The organism is Streptomyces sp. BPTC-684 (assembly GCF_030028635.1).
Lineage (GTDB): Bacteria > Actinomycetota > Actinomycetes > Streptomycetales > Streptomycetaceae > Streptomyces > Streptomyces noboritoensis.
The window spans coordinates 1,334,538-1,354,037 of sequence record NZ_CP124863.1; the positions used below are offsets into that span (position 1 = coordinate 1,334,538).

The following is a 19,500-nucleotide window of genomic DNA, read 5'->3' on the forward strand; positions in this document are numbered from 1 at the left end:
GCACCGGTCTGCGTTCATGGCTACAGATCTCCTCGTCGTGGTTGAGCCGTGGGCGGGTATTCGGCTGCGGGGCCGTCTGTGGCCGGTAGTGCCCCCAAGTTCTCGGCTTCGCTCGAACAGGGGGGACCCCCATCGCGGCGGAGCCGCAAGTGACACGGCCCCGCGCCCCTTCGGGGCACGGGGGCACCGCCTCAGCCGGTGGCGAGCTTCTCCAGGGTGTGCGCCACCTCGGAAGGCGTCGGCAGCGTGGCCATCTCGTCGGAGAGGACCCGCGCCCGCTGCGCGTACCGCGCGTCGGAGAGGATCTCCCGGCAGGCCGCGGCGATCGCGTCCGTCGAGTCCTGGTCCTGCGTCGCCACGGTGAGCCCGGCGCCGAAGTCGGTGAGGGCCTTCGCGACGATCTCCATGTAGGAGGCCTCGGGGGTGATCAGCTGCGGCACCCCGGCGTTCATGGCGGTCATGGCGGTGACGCCGCCTCCGTGGTGCACCAGCAGATCGCAGGTCGGGACCACCACGTCCAGCGGGAGCCAGCCGATGGGGACGTCGCCCAGCTCCGGGGCGAACTTCTCGGTGACCTGCTCGGGCGCCGCGATCAGCACCTCCGCTCCGGTCTGGGCGAGCTGCTCCACCAGGCGCCGCATCTCCTGGGCGGACTGGAAGGCGAGGGCCCGGGTGCCGGTGGTGATCACCACGCGCTTGCGGTTCTCGGGGCGGGTGTACATCCACCGCTCCAGGCGGCGCTGGCTGTTGCCGGGCAGCCAGTGCATCGGCTGCGCCCCTTCGGCGTGCGGCGACGGGAGGTGCGGGCGCAGCGAGGGCGGGCAGACGTCGATGGCCAGGTCGGGAACCGGCAGCCCCGCCAGGCCGAGGCGCTCCAGCTCGGGCCGGAGCTCTTCCTCGGCGCCCGGGTCAGCTTCCGTGGTCGGCACGACGTCCCAGTCGTGGCGTACGTACGGGATGCCGAGCTCGGTGGCGAACAGCCCCGCGCCGTAGGTCATGGAGCCGCCGATGACGACATCGGGGCGCCAGTCCTCGGCGAGGTCACGCAGCGCGTCGAGGCCGGCGACGCCCATCCTGGCGAAGGACCGGCCGGTGTGCAGCATGTTCTCCCGGTGGCCCTTGGGCGGTTCGATCTGGTTGCCCGCACGGTCGAACCGCATGAAGTGCCAGACCGGCTCGGGATTGGTGGAGACCGAGGGAAGCCCGATGCTCGACGCCGTGTCGGTCAGCGGCTGGTTGGCGGCCACGAGCACTTCGTGTCCCGCGTTCCGCAGGGCCGTTGCCAAAGGAGCGATGGTGAAGACGGTCGCCGAGCTGCCGCCGGCGATGAACAGGAATTTCATGGAGATTCGACAAGCTTCCCGTGAGACGGTGTGAAATCACGTACGAGAGGTCAGACGGCGTCCTCAAGGCGCACCGCGCCCGTGCTGAGGCAGGACAGCAGCGTCCGGGCCTGGACGTTGACGTAGTGCCCGTGCGCGGTGAGCGCGCTGAGCTGGCCCGGGGTGCACCACTGGAAGCCGGCGGGAGGCTCCAGCGGCGCCATGGCCTCATCGGCCTCGACGAACATGTAGCGGCTCTCCGCGTACAGAAAGCGCCCGCCCTCCTCCGAGTGCACCGCCTCGTAGCGGACGCGTTCGGGAGAGGCGGCCAGGACCTCGTCCAGGAAGGGGGGCCGCTGCGAGGGCTCCACCTGGTCCCAGTTGCGCGTGGTGCACTGCACGGTGGGGCCGAGCTCGATGGTGTCGAGGAACCCCGCCTCCGCCCTGGCCCGCACCAGAAGGTGGACGACTCCGCCGATACGGCGGAACAGGAAGGCCGTGACCCCCGTGTCCTCGGGCTCGAACAACGGCTGCGTCCAGGCGGGCACTTCGCGGCTTCCCGCCTGTACGGAGACCGCGACCACGCGGAAGAACCGGCCGTCCGGCCGGGCGAGGACGTCGTCGTCCAGCTCCCATCCGGCGATGCCCGACAGGGGGACGAGCCTGGCCTCCAGGTCGTGGCCCGAACGCTCCCTGGTGATCCAGGACTTGAACTGGGCGTCGGAGTACAGCGCGCTCGCCCCGGCGTCATCGGTGGGCAGGCACGCGAGCACGGTCCGGGCGTCCATGTTGATCACGTTGTCCCGGTGCAGCAGCTCCCCGATCTGGCCGAGCGTCAGCCAGCAGAAGTCCTCGTGCTCCTCCACCTCGCCGACGGCCTCGACGAGCATGTTGCGGTTGGCCTTCCGGTAGAACCACGAGCCGTGCTCCGACTGGCGTATGTCGTACAGGACGCGCCCCCGGTCCGGCCGGGTGAAATGGTCCAGATATCTGACCTGCGCGCCCTGGTGCACTCGGGAGTAATTGCTCCGGGTGGCCTGCACCGTGGGCGACAGCTGGAGCAGATTGCGGTTTCCGGGCTCCAGCTTCGCCTGCATCAGAAAGTGCAGAACGCCGTCGAACTCCTTCACCACGATCCCGAGTATCCCGGCTTCGGGCTGGCGGATGATCGGCTGCTCCCAGTGCCCGAAAGGCCCCTCGGAGCTCGTGACGGACAGGCCTTCCACCGAGAAGAAGCGGCCGCTCTCATGCACCAGGTTCCCGGTGTCCTCGGCGAAGAACCAGCCGTCCAGCTTGCCGAACGGAATCCGCTCCACGGCGAAGTGATGGGCCCGCGTACGGTTTTCGAGCCACTGGGCGACGTCCCGCGTGCGCATGCTGTGCCCGGCGTCCCGCAGGTTCGCCGACTTCGCCAGCCGCTGTGGCAGGTTCTGCTCCATCCGCGGGCGAAGCCGCGTCATCGCGCTCATTTCGTGCCCTTCCCGAGTCCGGTGGACAGCGGCCTCATCCGGAGAGGGCCACTTCCATGACGTACTGGCCATAGGGCGACTTCGCCAGACGGCTGCCGAGGCGATAGCAGGCGTCGCGGTCTATGTACCCCATGCGCCAGGCGATTTCTTCGAGACAGGCGAGCCTCACGCCCTGCCTGTGCTCCAGGATCTGCACGTACTGCCCCGCCTCGGTGAGGGCGTCGTGGGTTCCCGTGTCCAGCCAGACGAAGCCGCGTCCCAGCGGGATCAGCTTGGCCTTGTCGCGCTCCATGTAGATCCGGTTGACATCGGTGATCTCCAGCTCTCCGCGCTCGGAGGGCTGCAGTCCCCTGGCGATGTCCACCACGTCGTTGTCGTAGAGGTAGAGGCCGGTGATCGCCATGTTCGTGCGCGGCGCGGCCGGCTTCTCCTCGATCGAGATGAGCTTTCCCTGCTTGTCCACCTCGCCCACCCCGTAGCGCTCCGGGTCGCGGACCGGATAGCCGAAGAGAACGCAGCCCTCGACGTTCTGGACGGCCCGGTGCAGCAGGCTTCCGAAATTCGGGCCGTGGAAGATGTTGTCACCGAGGATCAGGGCGACGGAGTCGTCTCCGATGTGGTCGGCCGAGACCAGGAACGCGTCGGCGAGCCCCCTGGGCTTGTCCTGCTCGGCATAGCTGAGGGAGATGCCGAGTTCCGAGCCGTCACCCAGTAGATTCCGGAATTTGGGGAGATCCTCCGGCGAGGAGATGATTTCGATTTCGGTGATGCCGGCGAGCATCAGAACCGAAAGCGGGTAGTAGATCATGGGCTTGTCGTAGACCGGAAGCAGCTGCTTCGAAGCGCCGAGCGTGATTGGATGCAGCCGTGTTCCATGCCCACCCGCCAGGATAATTCCCTTCACAGCGCGTCTCCCTTGCGTTTCCGTGTCGACTCAGCAGACATCGACAACAATGATCACCGCCCGGCGATGTGCTTTCAAGCCACACCAGGTCACATGATCGTCAATTCCCGTCAGATCTTTGCAGGTTTCCCATGGGGTTCATCCCTGCAAATCAATATGGCCATAAAAGGGCGAGCCGACACTGCACCGGAACGGTGCCCGACCGGCTCACCTCATTGCTGAATTTCCGCAGTCGGCGACTCAGACATTCCGGCTCATGACGCGGTCGACGGCGATCTCGATGATCGCCGGGCCGGGCGGGTTGAGCCAGTCCTTGCCATAGCGCTCGGCGTACCGGCGCGCCCCGTCCGCCAGGCGCTCGGGGTCGTCCGAGACCGTGCCGGTGCCTTCGAGGGTGACCCAGGAGGAGACGTTGTCCCGCTGGCACAGGGAGACCCGGCTCCCCGGCGCCTGGCTCAGGTTCCGGGCCTTCTTCGACCGGCCGACCGTCATGACCCGGGCCAGCCGCGCCTCGCTGTCCCAGGTGAAGCTCACGGGCACCGAGTGGAGGGTGCCGTCGGGCCGCAGGGTGGTGAGGATGCCCTGGCCGTCGGCGGCGAGGAAAGCCTCGATTTCAGCGGAAAGCGGCCAGCTCTGCGTGTCCCGGTGACCCGCAGGCATGACGCCCACCTTTGGCTTGTGTGCAGTATTGGTAGTCATTAGTTTTCGTTCTCCTTACCAGGCTTTCGGCGACTCTCCGTGCCTGTGGGGCGGTAAGGCTTCTGCGGCGGTTCCGCAGGTAATTGCGTACGCCACTGAAATCAACCGGAATGTCCCATTTCGCGGGTTGTCGGACATTCCTTGCCCGTCTTGTCCGTCGCCGTGCCAAGCCGTTCTCCCGGCGCCGCCAAGAATCGCATACCGAAGCATGCGAACGCGGAGTGTGTTCAACTGCGAAAACCCGCGCTTGAACACTGACGGCCATCAACCATTGCGGGATCGGGCTGGTTATGATCATAGTCGCGGACACCAGTGGATCGTTCCCGTACTGAAAAAGGATTGGGTATCGCGCTATGCCGGTCGAAGCGGCGCCCGATGCCCGCCGGCCTCAGCCGTGATTGCCACAAACCCATCGCAGGCGCCTCGTACGACGCGCCGGCCGAGCATTAGGAGGGCCCGAGTGAACAGGCCAGTAGTGGCGGTCACCGCGGACGCGGTTTCAGCGGCGACCTGGGGTGTCTGGGGCACCATCCCGGCCGCCGTACAACCCTGGGCGTATATCACCAAGGTGACCGAGGCGGGCGGCTCGCCGCTGCTGCTGCCGCCGGTCCCCGAGGCCGTCGAGGACGTGATGGCCTCGGTGGACGCGCTCCTCATCACCGGCGGCGCGGACATCGACCCCGCGCTTTACGGGGCCGAGCGCGACCCGCGCACGTTCCCGCCCGACGCGCTGCGCGACGCCACCGACTTCGCCGCCCTGGCCATCGCGGAGCGGCGCGGCATCCCGGTCCTCGGCATCTGCCGGGGCCTGCAGGTGATCGCCGTCTCCCGGGGCGGAACGCTCCACCAGCACCTGCCCGCGCACGCCCCCACCGTCCCGGGCCGCCACACGGTGCGCGACATCAGGGTCGCGCCGGACTCCGTCCTCGGGACCGCCGTGGGCGCCTCGACCTCCGGGCACTGCCACCACCACCAGGGCGTGGCGGAGATCGGCGAAGGGCTGGTCGCCACCGCCTGGGCGAAGGAGGACGGCATGATCGAGGCGGTCGAGGACCCGTCCGCGCGCTTCCTGGTCGGATTCCAGCCGCACGCCGAGGAGGGCGACTCCGAAATCACCGGCCTGTTCAAGGCGTTCGTCAACGCGGTGCACTGAGCGGGGCGTTGCGGCCCCGCAGAATTCCGGTGCGGTTCCCCGTACCCCGAAGGGGCGCGGGGAACTGCGCGACCAGCCACAGACGGCCCGCAGCCAACGAACCCCATGTGCGGCGGAGCGCTTGGTGCGGATCGATACGTGACGAACGAGGCTCCCCGGCCGAAGAGTCGAGGCGTCAAGCGCCTCTCTCGACGGCCCGGGAGCCTCGTGGGTTCACACCGGTGCGGGCAGGTCCGCCAGGGCGAGTTTGGCGGGGTCGACGACGGCTTGGATGTGGGTGATGCGGCCGTCGGTGACCGTGAAGGCGAGGACGGAGAGCGGGGTGCCGTCCTGGTTCCAGGAGATGACGCCGGGCAGGCCGTTGACGAGGGCGGAGTGGCCCAGGGTGGCGGCGCTGGCGGAGAGCTTGGCGCCGGCGGCGACTTCGGTGGCGCCGAGGGTGACGAACACGCCGGCGGGGGTGTCGACGGTGAGTTTCACCTCGGGGTCGAGCACCCGCAGCAGCCCTTCGAAGTCGCCGTCGCGGGAGGCGGCGAGGAAGGCGTGGACCACCGCGCGCTGCTCGGGTCCGGCGCCGGGCGGGCGTTCGTTGGCCTGGACCTTGCGGCGGGCGCGGCTGGCGAGCGTCTTGGCGGCGTCGGTGGACTTGCCGAGGATCTGGCCGATCTCGTCGAAGGGCACCGCGAACATGTCGTGCAGCACGAACGCGAGGCGTTCGCCGGGCCGCAGCGAGTCGAGGACGACCATGAGGGCGAGCCCGACCGAGTCGGCCAACTCCACGTCCTCGTCGGGGGCGGGGGCGTCGTCGAGGGTGACGACGAGTTCGGGCAGCCGGTCGTCCCAGGACGCCTCGGGGCGGGACTGGCGTGAGCGCAGGATGTCGAGGCTGATCCGGCCGACCACGGTGGTGAGCCAGCCGGCGAGGTTGTTGATGGTGTCCGGGTCCTGGCGGGAGAGGCGCAGCCAGGCTTCCTGGACCACGTCTTCGGCGTCGGCGTGGGAGCCGAGGACGCGGTAGGCGACCGCGCGCATCCGGTCGCGCTGGGACTCGAACGCCGCGACCACGTGCTCCGTCGGGCGGGTGTCGGACATGTTGTTACCTTCCTCGGGCCTGCTCCGTCATGGGTGGTGACAGTACGGCTGAACCCGATGTGGGGAGCAGGTATCCATGGAAGCACGTCTGCAGAGCGCGGGGAACCCGGAGGGAGCTTCCCGTTGATCATGGATACCGGGAGACCGGTACGTGCGGTTCCGGAGGAAGAGCACCAGGCGGGAAGCGCGTAACCCCGGTGGTACGCCGCGGAGTTCGAGCGGGACGCGATCGCGCCTGTCGACCCCACCGGCCGTACGGTGACGGAGGCCGCCCGGTGGCCCGGGCCGGCGCAAGCCCGCCGCAGGTTCTCGGATCGCGCCGATGCCTGCACGTCCAGCGAATTCCCTTATGGGATACGGGAGTTGGGACTGCACAGAGCGAGTTTCCCGGCCCCACTCGCCCGCACTGCCGGGCACGTCCACTCCGAACCCCGGAACCGTGCTATCTCACCGGCATTGCAGTCCGGAAGGCGCATTCGCGTAATCAGCCAGCATCCGGCCCAACCTCAACTGAAACGCCGAGGCCAGGAGATAAAGGGCAATCCGCCTCCTCCAAATACCCTCCGCGGGAACCTCAATGGGGTACGGGGAGCCGGTAGCCGCCAATGTTCGAGCGCGGTTATTCGCAGTTGAACACCTACCACGCCGTTGTAAAGTTGGCTCGTTCCATCGGCGGCCAGCAGTATGCGATTCCAGGCCTCATCGGCCAGCCGATACTGCGGATATAAAAGCCTTGAAGGAGAATGCAAACAATGGCGACCAGCACTCGGCGGAAACCCATAGTCGGCCAAATGCCGGAGGGCCACAGGGACACCCAGTCCTGGCCTCTTTCTGCCGAAATCGAGGAATTCCTCGCCGAGCCGGGCCAGGCCATTCTCGTAACCCACCGGCCCAACGGCACACCCCATGTGGTGCCCGTGAGCTTCACCTGGGACAGCGAGGCGCGACTGGCCCGCGTCCTGACCGGCGCCCAGTCGAAGAAGGCCCGGAACCTGATCGCGGCGCCGGGCAGCCGGGTCGCCCTGTGCCAGCGGGACAACGTCTCCTCCTGGGTCACCCTCGAAGGCACCGGCACGGTCTACGAGGATCCCGAACGGCTGGCGGACGGGGCGCGGCGGTACGCCGAGCGCTATGGGAAGGACTGGCTCAACCCGCCCGGCGCGGCGGTGATCGAGATCGCGGTCGACCTCGTCATGGCCCGGAACGTCTGAGTCGCCGTCGTGACCGGAGCGACCAGCGGGATCGGCCTCGGCGACTTCTGAACCCTCCTTCGACCCTTCTCGACTCCAGGAGCATGATCATGTCCGCCTCTCCCGGCGAATCCACCAGCAACGCGGTCGAGCAGGAGGCCGTGATCTCGGCCCCGGCGACCACCGTCTACCGGCTGCTCTCCAAGACGGCGAACTGGCCGCGGATCTTCCCGTCGACCATTTACGTCGACCAGATCGAAACGAAGGGTGGCGAGGAGCGCATCCGGATCTGGGAGACCGCGAACGGCGAGGCGAAGACCTGGACGTCGCACCGGGTGTTCGACCCGTACGGGTTGCGCATCGACTTCACCCAGGAGCAGTCCGGCCTGCCGGTCGCGTCGCTGGACGGCACCTGGCTCATCGAGCCCCGCTCCGGGACCGAGTCCCGGGTGCGCCTGGTGCACAACTACCGCGCCGCCGACGGCGACCCGGCCCGGATCGCCGAGGAGGTGGAGCGCAACTCCCGGCTGGAGCTGGCCGCGCTCAAGTCCAATGTGGAGTTCGCGCACGCCGCGACCGACCTGGCCTTCTCGTTCACCGACACCGTGCAGATCGACGGGTCGGCCGAGGACGTCTACGACTTCATCAACGACGCGCACCTGTGGCAGGAGCGGTTGCCGCACGTCGCGCGGGTGCGCTTGACCGAGGACACGCCCGGTCTGCAGACCCTGGAGATGGACACGCGGGCCAAGGACGGTTCGACGCACACGACCACGTCGCACCGGGTGACGCTCCCGCACCGCAGGATCGCCTACAAGCAGGTCACCTTGCCCGCCCTCATGACGCTGCACACCGGCATCTGGACGTTCAAGGACAGCGGCGACGGCGTGGCCGCGTCGTCGCAGCACACCGTCGTCCTCAACACCGACAACATCACCAGGATCCTCGGCCCGGACGCCGATGTCGCGCAGGCCCGCGACTACGTCCGCACCGCGTTGAGCACGAACAGCACGGCGACGCTGAACCACGCCAAGGAATACGCCGAGAACCGACGTTGACCCCGGCCGGCCCCGGCGCCCGGGTGGTCGGCGTCGACAGCGACCGGGTCCGCGAGATGGACGCCGGGCATGTTGTTACCTTCTTGGCCGCTGCTCCGTCATAGGGGTGACGGGCCAAGCCCGGCAACGTAAACCGATGAAGGAGAGCACACGCACATGGAAAACCGACTCAAGAACAAGAGCGCCAACAACCCCGACGTGTGGACCGGGATCCAGCACCTGACGAAGGCGATCGCCGCCGGGGGCGTCGACCCGAAGCTGCTCTCGCTGGTCCACCTGCGCGCCAGCCAGATCAACAGCTGCTCGGCGTGCGTCTACGCCAGCATCGCCGGGGGCAAGAAGGCCGGTGACACCGATGAGCGGCTGCACAACGTGGCGGCGTGGCGCGAGGCGCCGTTCTACACCGATGCGGAGCGCGCGGCGCTGGCGCTGACCGAGGCCGCCACCCGGCTGCAGGACGGTGCGGAGGGTGTCACGGACGAGATCTGGGACGAGGTCAACGCCCATTTCACGGAGGAGCAGATCGGCGCGATCAACCTGGAGATCGCGCTGACCAACTTCTTCAACCGGATCAACCGCACCATCAAGGAGCCGGCCGGCAAGACCTGGGGCTGAGCCCTGTGTTGGCTCTTGTCCACTGACTGCACAGCGGTGACGGGGCTCGCCGGGAGACCTGGCTGTCTCCCGGCGGGCCCGTCGGCGGATTGCTGTTCCCGTTCGTTCGGCTGCCGGTCCTGAGGCAGCATCGGCACACCCCGCCTGACGGATCATCCGCCGAGTCCGCCGAGACCGGCGCCGCCGATCCGCACGCGGGAGCCGGGACCGAGCTCCACCTCGCTGTACGGAGACACTCGGCCGGTACTCCTTCCACCCTCCTGAACTGCCATGCGGGCTGCGGCCCTTGCGCGATCAGGACGCGCTGAGCAGGCGAGCACGGGGCCGCGCCCCGGAGACGTGCCGAGCGCCTCATGCACTCGGCCGCCACGATCGTCCCGGTCGCCAACACGCCGGAGCGCAACGGCTGATCGAACGCCGCCGCGACGCGAAGGACCGGCGGGCCGTCCGCCCGCACATCACCGAGGCGGGCCACCCCCCTCGACCGCTCAGAGAACTTCTCCGGAGGAGACCGGTGTTGACCCCAACCACAGAAGCAGAGACACGATCCGACGTCGCCGCGACGGAGGCGGCCATCCGGACGGCGGGCCTGGAGAAGACCTACCCGGCCGCCGGCCCGCGCCCCGAGGTGCGCGCCGTCCGCGGCATCGACCTGGACGTGGCGCGCGGGGAGTTCTTCGGCCTGCTCGGCCCCAACGGCGCGGGCAAGTCCACCACCATCGGCATGCTCACCACCCTGGTCGAGCCGACCGGCGGCAGCGCCGAGGTGTACGGGCTCGACGTGGTGCGCGACCCCATCAACGTCAAGCGGCGGATCGGGGTGGTGTCGCAGAACAACACCCTGGACAGCGAGCTCACCGCCGCCGAGAACCTGGAGTTCCGCGGCCGCTACTTCGGGCTCACCGCCAAGGAGGCGCGCCGCCGCGCGGACGAGCTGATCGAACTGTTCGGCCTGACCGAGCAGCGCAAGGGCAACCCGTTCGAGATGTCGGGCGGGCAGGCCAAGCGGGTGATGATCTGCCGCGCGCTGATGCACGGCCCCGACGTGCTGTTCCTGGACGAGCCGACCGCCGGGCTCGACCCGCAGACCCGCGCCAACCTGTGGAAGGTGCTGCGCGAGCTGCAGGCGGGCGGGCAGACGATCCTGCTCACCACGCACTACATGGAGGAGGCCGAGGCCCTGTGCGACCGCATCGCGGTCGTCGACCACGGCAAGATCCTCGCGCGCGGCACGGTGGACGAGCTGAAGAACACCGCCGGCGCCGACATCGTCATCTCCGTCAGCTACGACGCGCCCGCCCCCGCCGAGGTCCACGCCCTCGCCGACCGGGACGGGATCAGCAAGGTCGAGGTGAACGACGGGCAGGTCCGGGTGTTCGCCACCGCCTCCGACGGGCTGCTCGGCGAGCTGGTGACGATCGGCTCGCACGCCGGGGTCGGCGTCACCGACGCCCACCAGCTGCGGCCCAGCCTGGAGACCGTCTTCCTCACCCTGACCGGAAGGGACTACCGCGAATGAGCGCGTCCACCCACACCCCCCTGTCCGCCGCGCGGGCGACCATTCCGCGCACGCTGTCGGCGATGATGGCGCGTGAGGCGCGGGTGCTGCGCAAGAGCATGGTCGGGACCTTCGTACGGGTGCTGGTGCAGCCGGTGATGTTCGTCTTCGTGTTCGCCTATGTGATGCCCAAGATCGGCAGCGGCGTCATGGCGGGCGACGGGACCGGGGCCACCTTCTCCACCATCCTGCTGCCCGGCCTGGTCGGCTCCTCGCTGATCATGCAGGCGATGCAGGCGGTGACCTACCCGCTGATGATGGAGCTGAACTGGCAGAAGTCCATCACCGACCGGGCGCTGGCACCGATCCCGATCGGGCTGCTGGGGGTGCAGAAGATCCTGGCGGCGGCGCTCCAGGGGCTGATAGGCGGCCTCCTCGTGTTCCCGGCGGTGCTGTTCATCCACGCGCCCGGGCAGGAGCCGGAGGTGCACGTGGCCAACTGGCCGGTGCTGATCGTGGTGCTGCTGGCCGGCTCGGTGCTGGCCGCCGCGGGCGGGCTGCTCCTTGGCACGCTGATGAACCCGCAGAAGGTCCAGGTGATGTTCGCGCTGGTGCTGCTGCCGATGACCATGCTGGGCTGCGTCTACTACCCCTGGTCGGCGCTGGAGGACATCCGCTGGCTGCAGATCCTCAGCCTGGCCAACCCGATGGTGTACGTGAGCGAGGGCCTGCGCAGTGCGCTGACCCCCGACCTCCCGCACATGCCCACGTGGGCGTTCCTGCTGGTGATCCTCGGCGGCACGGCCCTGCTCACCTGGGCGGCCACCCGCACCTTCACCAAGCGCGTCCTCACCTGACCCGACCGGGTGGCCCCCTGGGCCGTGGACACCGGCGTACGTACCCGACCGGTGTCCACGGCCCAGAGCCCTGCCCGTATGCGAATTCAAAGCATGTGACAATTTCCCCGCCGCGAGGCATACGCTCGAATGCGTTCGATATGCATGACTTCGATACGCATTGCATGGAGCGGCAGCGTTGCTCTCGCACAGGCCGGGCGTCCCAGCCGCTGCGGCAAAGGCGGTCGCACCGGGCCGGAGCCGCTTCGGCGCACTCGGTTCCGCTTCGGTCCGCGCCCGGAACCGTGCAGTTGAGGTGCTCGACGGGGCGCGGCACGGCGGCGTCGGCGCTCAACAACGATCTTTCCGCGGTTGAACACCGGCACCTGGGCCAATCGACGTTCGTCTGACATGCTTTCGCGAAGTTCCGAAAGCCAGTGCATAACCCCCCAGTCGCATAGCAGTTTCGCCTTTGCCACCGCCCAGTGGTCGCCAATTCGCCGCTGAGTCCTCTGTGGACCGTTTCATTGGCGACGCAGGCGATTTCATATCCACCAACGAATTTTCAATCTGTCAGTTGGAGAACGAGATGGCGATTGCTGAGTGCCGCGCATGCGGTAACCGTTCCCTGCTCCCCGTGCTCGACCTCGGTTCGCAGGCGTTGACCGGGATCTTCCCCCGCGACCGGGACGAAGAGGTGCCGGTGGCGCCGCTGGAGCTCGTCAGGTGCTCGCCGGAGGGCTGTGGTCTGGTCCAGCTGCGGCACACGGCCGACCCGTCCCTGATGTACGGCGACAGCTACGGCTACCGCTCCGGCATCCGCCCCTTCATGATCAACCACCTGAAGGGCAAGGTCGAGGCGGTGCGGCGGCTCGTCGATCTCGACGCCTCCGACCTCGTGCTCGACATCGGCAGCAACGACTCGACGCTGCTGCGCCACTACCCGGACAACGGCCCGCAGCTCGTCGGCATCGACCCGACCGGGGAGAAGTGGCGCCCCTACTACCCCCAGCACGTCGACCTGATCGCCGACTTCTTCTCGAAGGAGGCGTTCGGCGCCCGGTACGGTGACCGCAAGGCGAAGGTCATCACGTCGATAGCGATGTTCTACGACCTCCCCGACCCGCTGCAGTTCATGCGGGACGTGCACGCCGTCCTCGCCGACGACGGCGTGTGGATGCTGGAGCTGAGCTACCTGCCGTCGATGCTGGCGGCCACGGCGTACGACGTCATCTGCCACGAGCACCTTGAGTACTACGCGCTGCGCCCGATCGAGTGGATGGCCGAGCAGGTGGGCCTGAAGGTCATCCGCGCCGAGGTCACCGACGTCTACGGCGGCAGCCTGTGCCTGACGCTCGCGAAGTCGTCGGCCGGGCACCAGGTCGACGAGGTGGAGATCGAGCGGCTGCGCAAGCAGGAGGAAGCGCTCGGCCTGGACACGACGGCGCCGTACGAGGCGTTCGCCACGCGGGTGCGGGAGCACCGCGACGAGCTGCGCGGGTTCCTCGCCGACTCCAAGGCGGCGGGCAAGCTGACGCTGGGGTACGGCGCGTCGACCAAGGGCAACGTCGTCCTGCAGTACTGCGGCCTCGACGAGAGCGACCTGCCGTGCATCGGCGAGGTCAGCCCGGAGAAGTCGGGCCGCTTCACGCCGGGCACCCGCATCCCCATCGTCTCCGAGCAGGAGGCGCTGTCCCAGAAGCCCGACCAGCTGCTGGTGCTGCCGTGGGTCTACCGCGACGGGTACGTGGAGCGGGAGCAGGACTTCCTCGCCGGCGGCGGCAAGCTGGTGTTCCCGCTGCCCGCACCGCTCTCCATCGTGTGACGGCACCGGCGCCGGGCGGGCCCGCCCGCGCGGCGCCGGTCAATCCGCACTCGCCACAAGCCCGAGAGGATCGACCGCGGTTTCCATGAGACTCGTCATCGTCAGCCCGCCATCGGCGACCGCCGGCAGGTGGGGCAAGTGAAGCTACTGGTTACCGGAGCCGCCGGATTCATCGGCTCGCACTACGTACGCACCATGCTCGCCGGCGGGTACCCGGGCTGGGAGGACTGCCGGATCACCGTCCTCGACAAGCTCGGCCACGGCGGCCACCGGGAGAACCTGCCGGCCGGCCACCCCCGACTGGACTTCGTGCGGGGGGACGTCTGCGACGTTCCGCTGCTGCTCGACCTGCTGCCCGGCCATGACGCGGTGGTGCACTTCGCCGCCGAGTCCCATGTGGACCGCTCCATCGACGACGCGAGCGACTTCATACGCACCAACGTCGACGGCACGCACGCGCTGCTCGCCGCGTGCCGCGAGGCGGGGATCGAGCGGATCGTGCACGTGTCGACGGACGAGGTGTACGGCTCGGTCGAGCACGGCGCGAGCACGGAGACCGCGCCGCTGCTGCCGAACTCCCCGTACGCCGCATCCAAGGCCGCCGCCGACCTGATCGTCCGGTCGTTCGTCCGCACGCACGGTCTCGACGTGTCGATCACCCGCTGCTCCAACAACTACGGGCCGCACCAGGACGTCGAGAAGCTCATCCCGCTGTTCCTCACCAACCTGATGGAAGGCGTGCCGGTGCCGCTGTACGGCGACGGCCGCAACGTCCGCGAATGGCTGCACGTCGACGACCACTGCCGGGCCATCCAGCTGGTGCTGACCAAGGGTTCGGCCGGTGAGATCTACAACGTCGGCGGCGGCAACGCGTTCACCAACAACGAGCTCACCGGCATGCTGCTCGACCTGGCCGGTGCGGACGAGTCGATGATCCGGCGCGTCGCGGACCGGCCGGGGCACGACCTGCGCTACGCCATCGACGAGACCAAGATCCGCGAACAGCTCGGCTACCGGCCGCAGGTCCCGTTCGACAAGGGACTCGCCGACACCTTCGCCTGGTACCGGGACCATCCGGAGTGGTGGAAACCGCTGAAGCAGGACGTGACGCGGTGAGCAGGCGCGTAGTGGTCCTCGGCGGCAACGGTGTCCTCGGCAGCCGGGTGTGCCAGGAGTTCGCCGCGGCGGGCTGGAGCGTGCTCAGCGTGTCCCGGTCCGGCGGACGCGCGCCGTGGTGGTCCGACGACATCGCTTCGACGGCCCTCGATCTGTCCACTGTCGACGCCGGCGGGCTGCGCCGGGCACTGGCGGGGGCGGATGTCGTCGTCAACGCGGCCGCCGTCGTGTGGCGGACCACCGACGAAGCCATGCGGGCGCTGCACGTGGAGTTCGTCGACCGGCTGATCGACGTGGCCGCCGACCTGGGGCCCCGGCTCGTACAGCTGGGCAGCAGCTACGAGTACGGACCGGCCGAGTTCGGCGTGATCACCACCGAGGACGACCGGCGTCCGCCCACGTCCGGCTACGGCGTGACGAAGCGGCGCAGCACGGAGGCCGTACGGCGTGCCGCACAGGAGCACCGGGTGGACGGCGTGGTGCTCCGGGTGGCGAACGTGGCCGGCCCCGGCGCGGGCGCCGGCAGCCTGCCCGGCATGGTGGCCCGGCGGCTCGCGGCGGGTGAGGAGCGACTGCCGCTCTCCCCGCTGACCTGCTGGCGCGACTACGTGGACGTACGGGACGTGATCGACGCGGTACTGGCCGCGGCGACCGCGCCCGCCGCGGACGTCAGCGGCCAGGTGATCAACATCGCCGGTGGCAACGCGGTTCCGGTCCGCGAACTCGTACACCGGCTGATCGCGCTGTCCGGTGTGCCCGCGCAGGTCGTCGTGGCCGACCGGACCGTCCTGGAACCGATGCCCTGGCAGCAGTTGGACATCTCCCGGGCCCGTCGGCTGCTCGGCTGGCGGCCGGCCCGGAAGCTGGACGACTCGCTCGCGGACATGCTCGCGGCCGAGCGGGAGTCCGCGTCGGCCGAGGAGGTCCTCGGATGACCGCGCCCATCCGCGTCGGCGTCCTGGGCTGCGCCGACATCGCGTGGCGGCGCACCCTGCCCGCCATCCGCGCGGTGGACGGGGTCGAACTGGTCGCGGTGGCGAGCAGGGACCCGGAGAAGGCGCGGACGTTCGCGACCCGATTCGGCTGCGCCGCGGTGACCGGCTACGACACGCTGCTCGCCAGGGACGACGTCGACGCCGTGTACATCCCACTGCCCGCGATGTTCCACGCGGCCTGGATCGAGCGGGCGCTCGCGGCGGGCAAGCACGTGCTGGCGGAGAAGCCGTTGAGCGCCGACCACGCCACCACCGTGCGGTTGCTGGAGCTGGCGCGGTCGGCGGATCGGGTGCTGGTGGAGAACTTCATGTTCCCGCACCACGGCCAACAGGCGAGGATCAAGGAACTGCTGGGCTCGGTGGGCGAACTGCGCTACTTTTCCAGCGCGTTCACGATTCCGCCGAAACCGGCGGACGACATCCGCTACCTGCCGGCCGTCGGCGGCGGCGCGCTCCTTGACGTCGGGGTGTACCCGCTGCGGGCCGCACTGCACTTCCTCGGCACGGAGCTCGACGTCGCCGGTGCGGTGCTGCGCGTCGACAGGGCTCGCGATGTGGTGCTGAGCGGCAATGTGCTGCTGCACACCGCGGCCGGGGTGGCCGTCCAGGTCGCGTTCGGCATGGAGCACGCGTACCGGGCGCACTACGAGTTCGTCGGCACCGACGGGACGCTGTCGGCGGAGCGGGTGTTCACCCCGCCTGCCGACTACCGGCCCACCGCCACCCTCACGCGCGACGGCCGCCACGAGGAACACGAACTGGCCGCGGACGACCAGGTCGCGAACACGATCCGCTGGTTCGCCGACGCGGTCGCCGGCAAGCCGGTCGGCCATCTTCACGCGGAGACCGTCCACCTGGCCAGGCTGGTCGGCCAGGTCGAACAGCAAGCAAAGACGACGTTCGTCGACTAGTCGAGAAAGTCCGGAGGAACACCGATGCGCATCCTGATGATGAGTACCGCGGTGCCCACGCACTTCGCCCCGCTCGTACCGCTGGCCTGGGGCCTGCGCGCGGCGGGGGCCGAGGTGCTGGTCACCGCGCAGCCCGACGTGATGCCCATGATCCGCTCGGCGGGGCTCGTCGGCGCCCCGGTCGGCGAGAAGTTCGACGGGGACACGCACCTGCGCGGATTCCTGACCGAGGGCCGGCGCCCGCTGGAGAGCTTCACCCGGTTCCCCCCGGAGGAGATGGGCTTCTACGGCCGCGTGTGGATGGACCAGGCGCGGCGCAATGTCCACGCGTACCTGGAGCTGGCCCGGGAGTGGAAGCCGCAGCTGATCGTCGCGGACCAGGTGGAGTACGCCTCGCTGCTCATCGGGGGCGTGCTGGGCATCCCCGTGGTGCACCACCGCTGGGGCGTCGACCCCATCTCCGACCTCGCGATGCGTGACGCCCGCGGCGAACTCGCCGACCTGGCGGAGGAGTTCGGCCTCGACGAACTGCCGACGCCGACCGAGGTGCTCGACCCCTGCCCGCCGTCGCTGCAGATGCCGTCGGCGAGCAAGGGGACGCCGATCCGGCACGTGCCGTTCAACGGGTACGGCGAACTGCCGGCGTGGCGCGGACGGCCGGACACGCGCCGGGTCGTGGTGACGCTGGGCACCCGCACGCTTCAGCTCAACGGTGTGCCGCATGTGCGCCATGTGCTCCAGGCGGCCGCGAGCGTGCCGGACGTCGAGGTCATCGGCACCGTGCCCCCCGAGTACTGGGACGAGCTGGGGCCGATGCCGGCCGCGGTCCAGCTCGTGTCGCCCACCCCGCTGCACCTGTTCATGGACAGCTGCGACGCGATGGTGCACCACAGCGGATCGGGCACCATGCTCACCGCGACCACGGTCGGCCTGCCGCAGCTGGCGCTGCCGCAGTGGTCGGACCAGTTCGCGCTGGGCGAGCGACTGGAGGCGTCCGGTGCGGGCATCGCGCTCGACGACGTGGCCGGCCAGGACGATGCCGAGCTGGTGCGTGACTCGGTGGCACTGCTGCTCGACAAGCCGGAGTACCGCACCGCGGCAGAGGGGCTGGGCCGCGAGATAGCCGCCATGCCGACACCGGCCGAGGTGGCCATGGACCTCCTGCGGAAGTACTGACCGGTGTCCTGACTCGGTGATGTCCTGGATCCCGTCGGTGAGGTCGGCCTCCAGGCCTTCGACGGAGCGGTGGACGCCGCGGCGGAGCCTGTTGTGGGCGAGCTCGGCGAACCACCGCTCCACCAGGTCGAGCATCCGGCTCGGCCCCGCCCCCTACCCCGCCGGCAGCAGCGGCTTCCCGCTCACCGGTGACGACAGCACGATCGACGTCGTGGTCCGCCCCAGCGCCGACACCTGTGCCAGCACCTCTTCCAAGTGCCCCGTGTCCGCGACCGCGACCTTGATGATCCAGCAGTCCTCGCCCACCACGTGGTGGACCTCCCGGATCTCCTCGCGCTCCATCAGCTCCAGCGTCCTGGGGTGCTTCAGGGTGTAGCCGCCGTGCGGGTTGACCCGGATGAACGCCTGGATGCCGTAGCCGAGCCGCGCCGCGTCCACCCGCGCCCCGTACCCGGTGATCACGCCGCTCGCCTCCAGCCGCCGCAGCCGTTCCGTGACGGCGGCGGGGCTCAGCCGCACCCTGCGGCCCAGCTCGCTCAGCTTGATCCGGCCCTCCGACTGGACCAGTTCGAGCAGCTGCCGGTCCACCTGGTCGAAGGCCGGTGAGGAATCGTGGGTCAACGCCCTCGAACTCCGTGGTTCCTTCGGTACAGCCGACAGTTCTCCCATGTTTCCCCCTTCAGGATGCCGCCCGCCAACGTAACACTGTGTACATGGCAAACGACATGGCGGAGAAGACACGAAACGTGCTGGTCATCGGCGGCAACCGCTACTTCGGCAAGCGACTCATCGCGCGCCTCGTCACCGCCGGTGACCGCGTCACCGTACTGAACCGGGGTTCCTCTCCACCCCCACCCGGCGTCGAACACCTCGTGGCCGACCGCGACGACGAGGCCGCTCTCGAAGCCGCCCTCGGCGACCGGACGTTCGACGTCGTCCTCGACCAGGTCTGCTACACCCCGCGCCAGGCCGCCGCCGCCCGCCGCGTCTTCGCCCACCGCACCCGGCGGTACGTGATGACGTCGACCGTCGAGGTATATGAGTACGAGGACTCGGACCAGCCGGTGCCGGAAGGCGCCGTCGAACCCTCCTCCGTACCCGTCGACCTCGAACTCCCGTGGGACGACGCCGAGTTCCTCGCCTCCCATTACGGCGAGGGCAAGCGGCAGGCCGAAGCCGTCCTCGCCGCCGCGCCCGGCTTCCCGTACGTCTCCGTGCGCGTCGCCCATGTACTCGGCGGCGCCGACGACTTCACCGGGCGCGTCACCCACTACGCGGACCGCGTCCGCGACGGCGAGCCCATCGCCGTCCCGGCGGCCAACCACCCCGCCACCTACATCAACGTCGACGAGATCGCCGACTTCCTCTTCTGGACGGCGGGGCAGGACTTCACCGGGCCCGTGAACGCCGCCTCGCACGGGCCGCTCACCACCGAGGACATCGTGACCGCGATCGGCGGCGGGCCCGCGCGGTACCGGGCGGTGGAGGTCGGCGAGGTCTCGCCGTTCTCCTTCCGGCGCTCGTACGGCATGGGCAACACCCGAGCCGAGCAGCTCGGATTCGCCTTCTCGCACACCAAGGACTGGCTCACGGACGCCGTGGCCCGGACGCTCGAAGCAGCAGCACAGGGGGACAACTGAT

The 19,500-nt window shown here is 69.2% G+C and carries 18 protein-coding genes; 12 read left to right on the plus strand and 6 right to left on the minus strand.

Translation table 11 applies throughout. The features are described 5' to 3' along the window. Positions 1-191: 191 nt before the first annotated feature. From QIY60_RS05820 to QIY60_RS05835, 4 genes are all read right to left on the minus strand, one after another. Complete coding sequence (locus tag QIY60_RS05820; protein ID WP_283141462.1) at positions 192-1,343, minus strand: nucleotide disphospho-sugar-binding domain-containing protein; 1,152 nt, start codon at positions 1,341-1,343, stop codon at positions 192-194. Between the two features lie 50 nt (positions 1,344-1,393). Beyond that, positions 1,394-2,791, minus strand: a complete 1,398-nt coding sequence (locus tag QIY60_RS05825; RefSeq protein ID WP_283141463.1) for an NDP-hexose 2,3-dehydratase family protein — start codon at positions 2,789-2,791, stop codon at positions 1,394-1,396. A 34-nt stretch (positions 2,792-2,825) separates the two neighbouring features. Next, positions 2,826-3,695, minus strand: a complete 870-nt coding sequence (gene rfbA, locus QIY60_RS05830; RefSeq protein WP_283141464.1) for a glucose-1-phosphate thymidylyltransferase RfbA — start codon at positions 3,693-3,695, stop codon at positions 2,826-2,828. A 240-nt stretch (positions 3,696-3,935) separates the two neighbouring features. Then, positions 3,936-4,355 carry a pyridoxamine 5'-phosphate oxidase family protein gene (locus QIY60_RS05835; RefSeq protein WP_283141465.1) on the minus strand — a complete coding sequence of 140 codons (420 nt, stop codon included), beginning with the start codon at positions 4,353-4,355 and terminating at the stop codon, positions 3,936-3,938. 499 nt (positions 4,356-4,854) lie between these two features. On the opposite strand from QIY60_RS05835, the gene QIY60_RS05840 reads away from it, so the two are divergent. Next, complete coding sequence (locus tag QIY60_RS05840; RefSeq protein WP_283141466.1) at positions 4,855-5,547, plus strand: gamma-glutamyl-gamma-aminobutyrate hydrolase family protein; 693 nt, start codon at positions 4,855-4,857, stop codon at positions 5,545-5,547. Between the two features lie 213 nt (positions 5,548-5,760). Here the strand turns inward: QIY60_RS05840 and QIY60_RS05845 are convergent, their stop codons facing one another. After that, positions 5,761-6,639: a sigma-70 family RNA polymerase sigma factor gene (locus QIY60_RS05845; protein ID WP_283141467.1), complete on the minus strand. Its 879-nt coding sequence runs from the start codon at positions 6,637-6,639 to the stop codon at positions 5,761-5,763. Positions 6,640-7,430: 791 nt separating this feature from the next. Here QIY60_RS05845 and QIY60_RS05850 point away from each other — a divergent pair. The 10 genes from QIY60_RS05850 to QIY60_RS05895 all read left to right on the plus strand — a co-directional run bounded on the left by QIY60_RS05850 (position 7,431) and on the right by QIY60_RS05895 (position 17,859). Continuing rightward, positions 7,431-7,850, plus strand: coding sequence for a pyridoxamine 5'-phosphate oxidase family protein (locus QIY60_RS05850; protein WP_283141468.1), 420 nt, complete (start codon positions 7,431-7,433; stop codon positions 7,848-7,850). 89 nt (positions 7,851-7,939) lie between these two features. Further along, positions 7,940-8,887, plus strand: coding sequence for an aromatase/cyclase (locus QIY60_RS05855; RefSeq protein WP_283141469.1), 948 nt, complete (start codon positions 7,940-7,942; stop codon positions 8,885-8,887). Between the two features lie 156 nt (positions 8,888-9,043). Then, positions 9,044-9,502, plus strand: coding sequence for a carboxymuconolactone decarboxylase family protein (locus tag QIY60_RS05860; protein WP_283141470.1), 459 nt, complete (start codon positions 9,044-9,046; stop codon positions 9,500-9,502). A gap of 517 nt (positions 9,503-10,019) precedes the next feature. Further along, on the plus strand, positions 10,020-11,021 hold the full coding sequence (locus QIY60_RS05865; RefSeq protein WP_283141471.1) for an ATP-binding cassette domain-containing protein: 1,002 nt from the start codon (positions 10,020-10,022) through the stop codon (positions 11,019-11,021). Next, the gene (locus QIY60_RS05870) at positions 11,018-11,857 is read left to right on the plus strand and encodes an ABC transporter permease (protein WP_283141472.1); all 840 of its coding nucleotides are present in this window, start codon (positions 11,018-11,020) and stop codon (positions 11,855-11,857) included. The genes QIY60_RS05865 and QIY60_RS05870 overlap by 4 nt, the downstream gene beginning before the upstream one ends. Positions 11,858-12,425: 568 nt before the next feature. Next, positions 12,426-13,661 carry a class I SAM-dependent methyltransferase gene (locus QIY60_RS05875; RefSeq protein ID WP_283141473.1) on the plus strand — a complete coding sequence of 412 codons (1,236 nt, stop codon included), beginning with the start codon at positions 12,426-12,428 and terminating at the stop codon, positions 13,659-13,661. 138 nt (positions 13,662-13,799) lie between these two features. Next, positions 13,800-14,777 (plus strand): dTDP-glucose 4,6-dehydratase, encoded by a 978-nt coding sequence (gene rfbB / locus QIY60_RS05880; protein ID WP_283141474.1) that lies wholly within the window; start codon positions 13,800-13,802, stop codon positions 14,775-14,777. Beyond that, a complete protein-coding gene (locus tag QIY60_RS05885; protein WP_283141475.1) occupies positions 14,774-15,712 on the plus strand; it encodes an NAD(P)-dependent oxidoreductase in 939 nt (312 codons plus the stop codon). Before rfbB ends, QIY60_RS05885 begins: the two co-directional genes overlap by 4 nt. Next, positions 15,709-16,683 carry a Gfo/Idh/MocA family oxidoreductase gene (locus QIY60_RS05890; protein ID WP_283141476.1) on the plus strand — a complete coding sequence of 325 codons (975 nt, stop codon included), beginning with the start codon at positions 15,709-15,711 and terminating at the stop codon, positions 16,681-16,683. The genes QIY60_RS05885 and QIY60_RS05890 overlap by 4 nt, the downstream gene beginning before the upstream one ends. A 24-nt stretch (positions 16,684-16,707) precedes the next feature. Beyond that, positions 16,708-17,859, plus strand: a complete 1,152-nt coding sequence (locus QIY60_RS05895; protein WP_283141477.1) for a glycosyltransferase — start codon at positions 16,708-16,710, stop codon at positions 17,857-17,859. Positions 17,860-18,012: 153 nt separating this feature from the next. On the opposite strand, the gene QIY60_RS05900 is transcribed toward QIY60_RS05895, so the two are convergent. Next, the gene (locus QIY60_RS05900; RefSeq protein WP_283141478.1) at positions 18,013-18,528 is read right to left on the minus strand and encodes an Lrp/AsnC family transcriptional regulator; all 516 of its coding nucleotides are present in this window, start codon (positions 18,526-18,528) and stop codon (positions 18,013-18,015) included. 44 nt (positions 18,529-18,572) lie between these two features. Between QIY60_RS05900 and QIY60_RS05905 the strand changes: the two genes are divergently transcribed. After that, entirely contained in the window at positions 18,573-19,499 is a 927-nt protein-coding gene (locus QIY60_RS05905) for an NAD-dependent epimerase/dehydratase family protein (RefSeq protein WP_283141479.1), read from the plus strand. The last annotated feature ends 1 nt before the right edge of the window (position 19,500 follow it).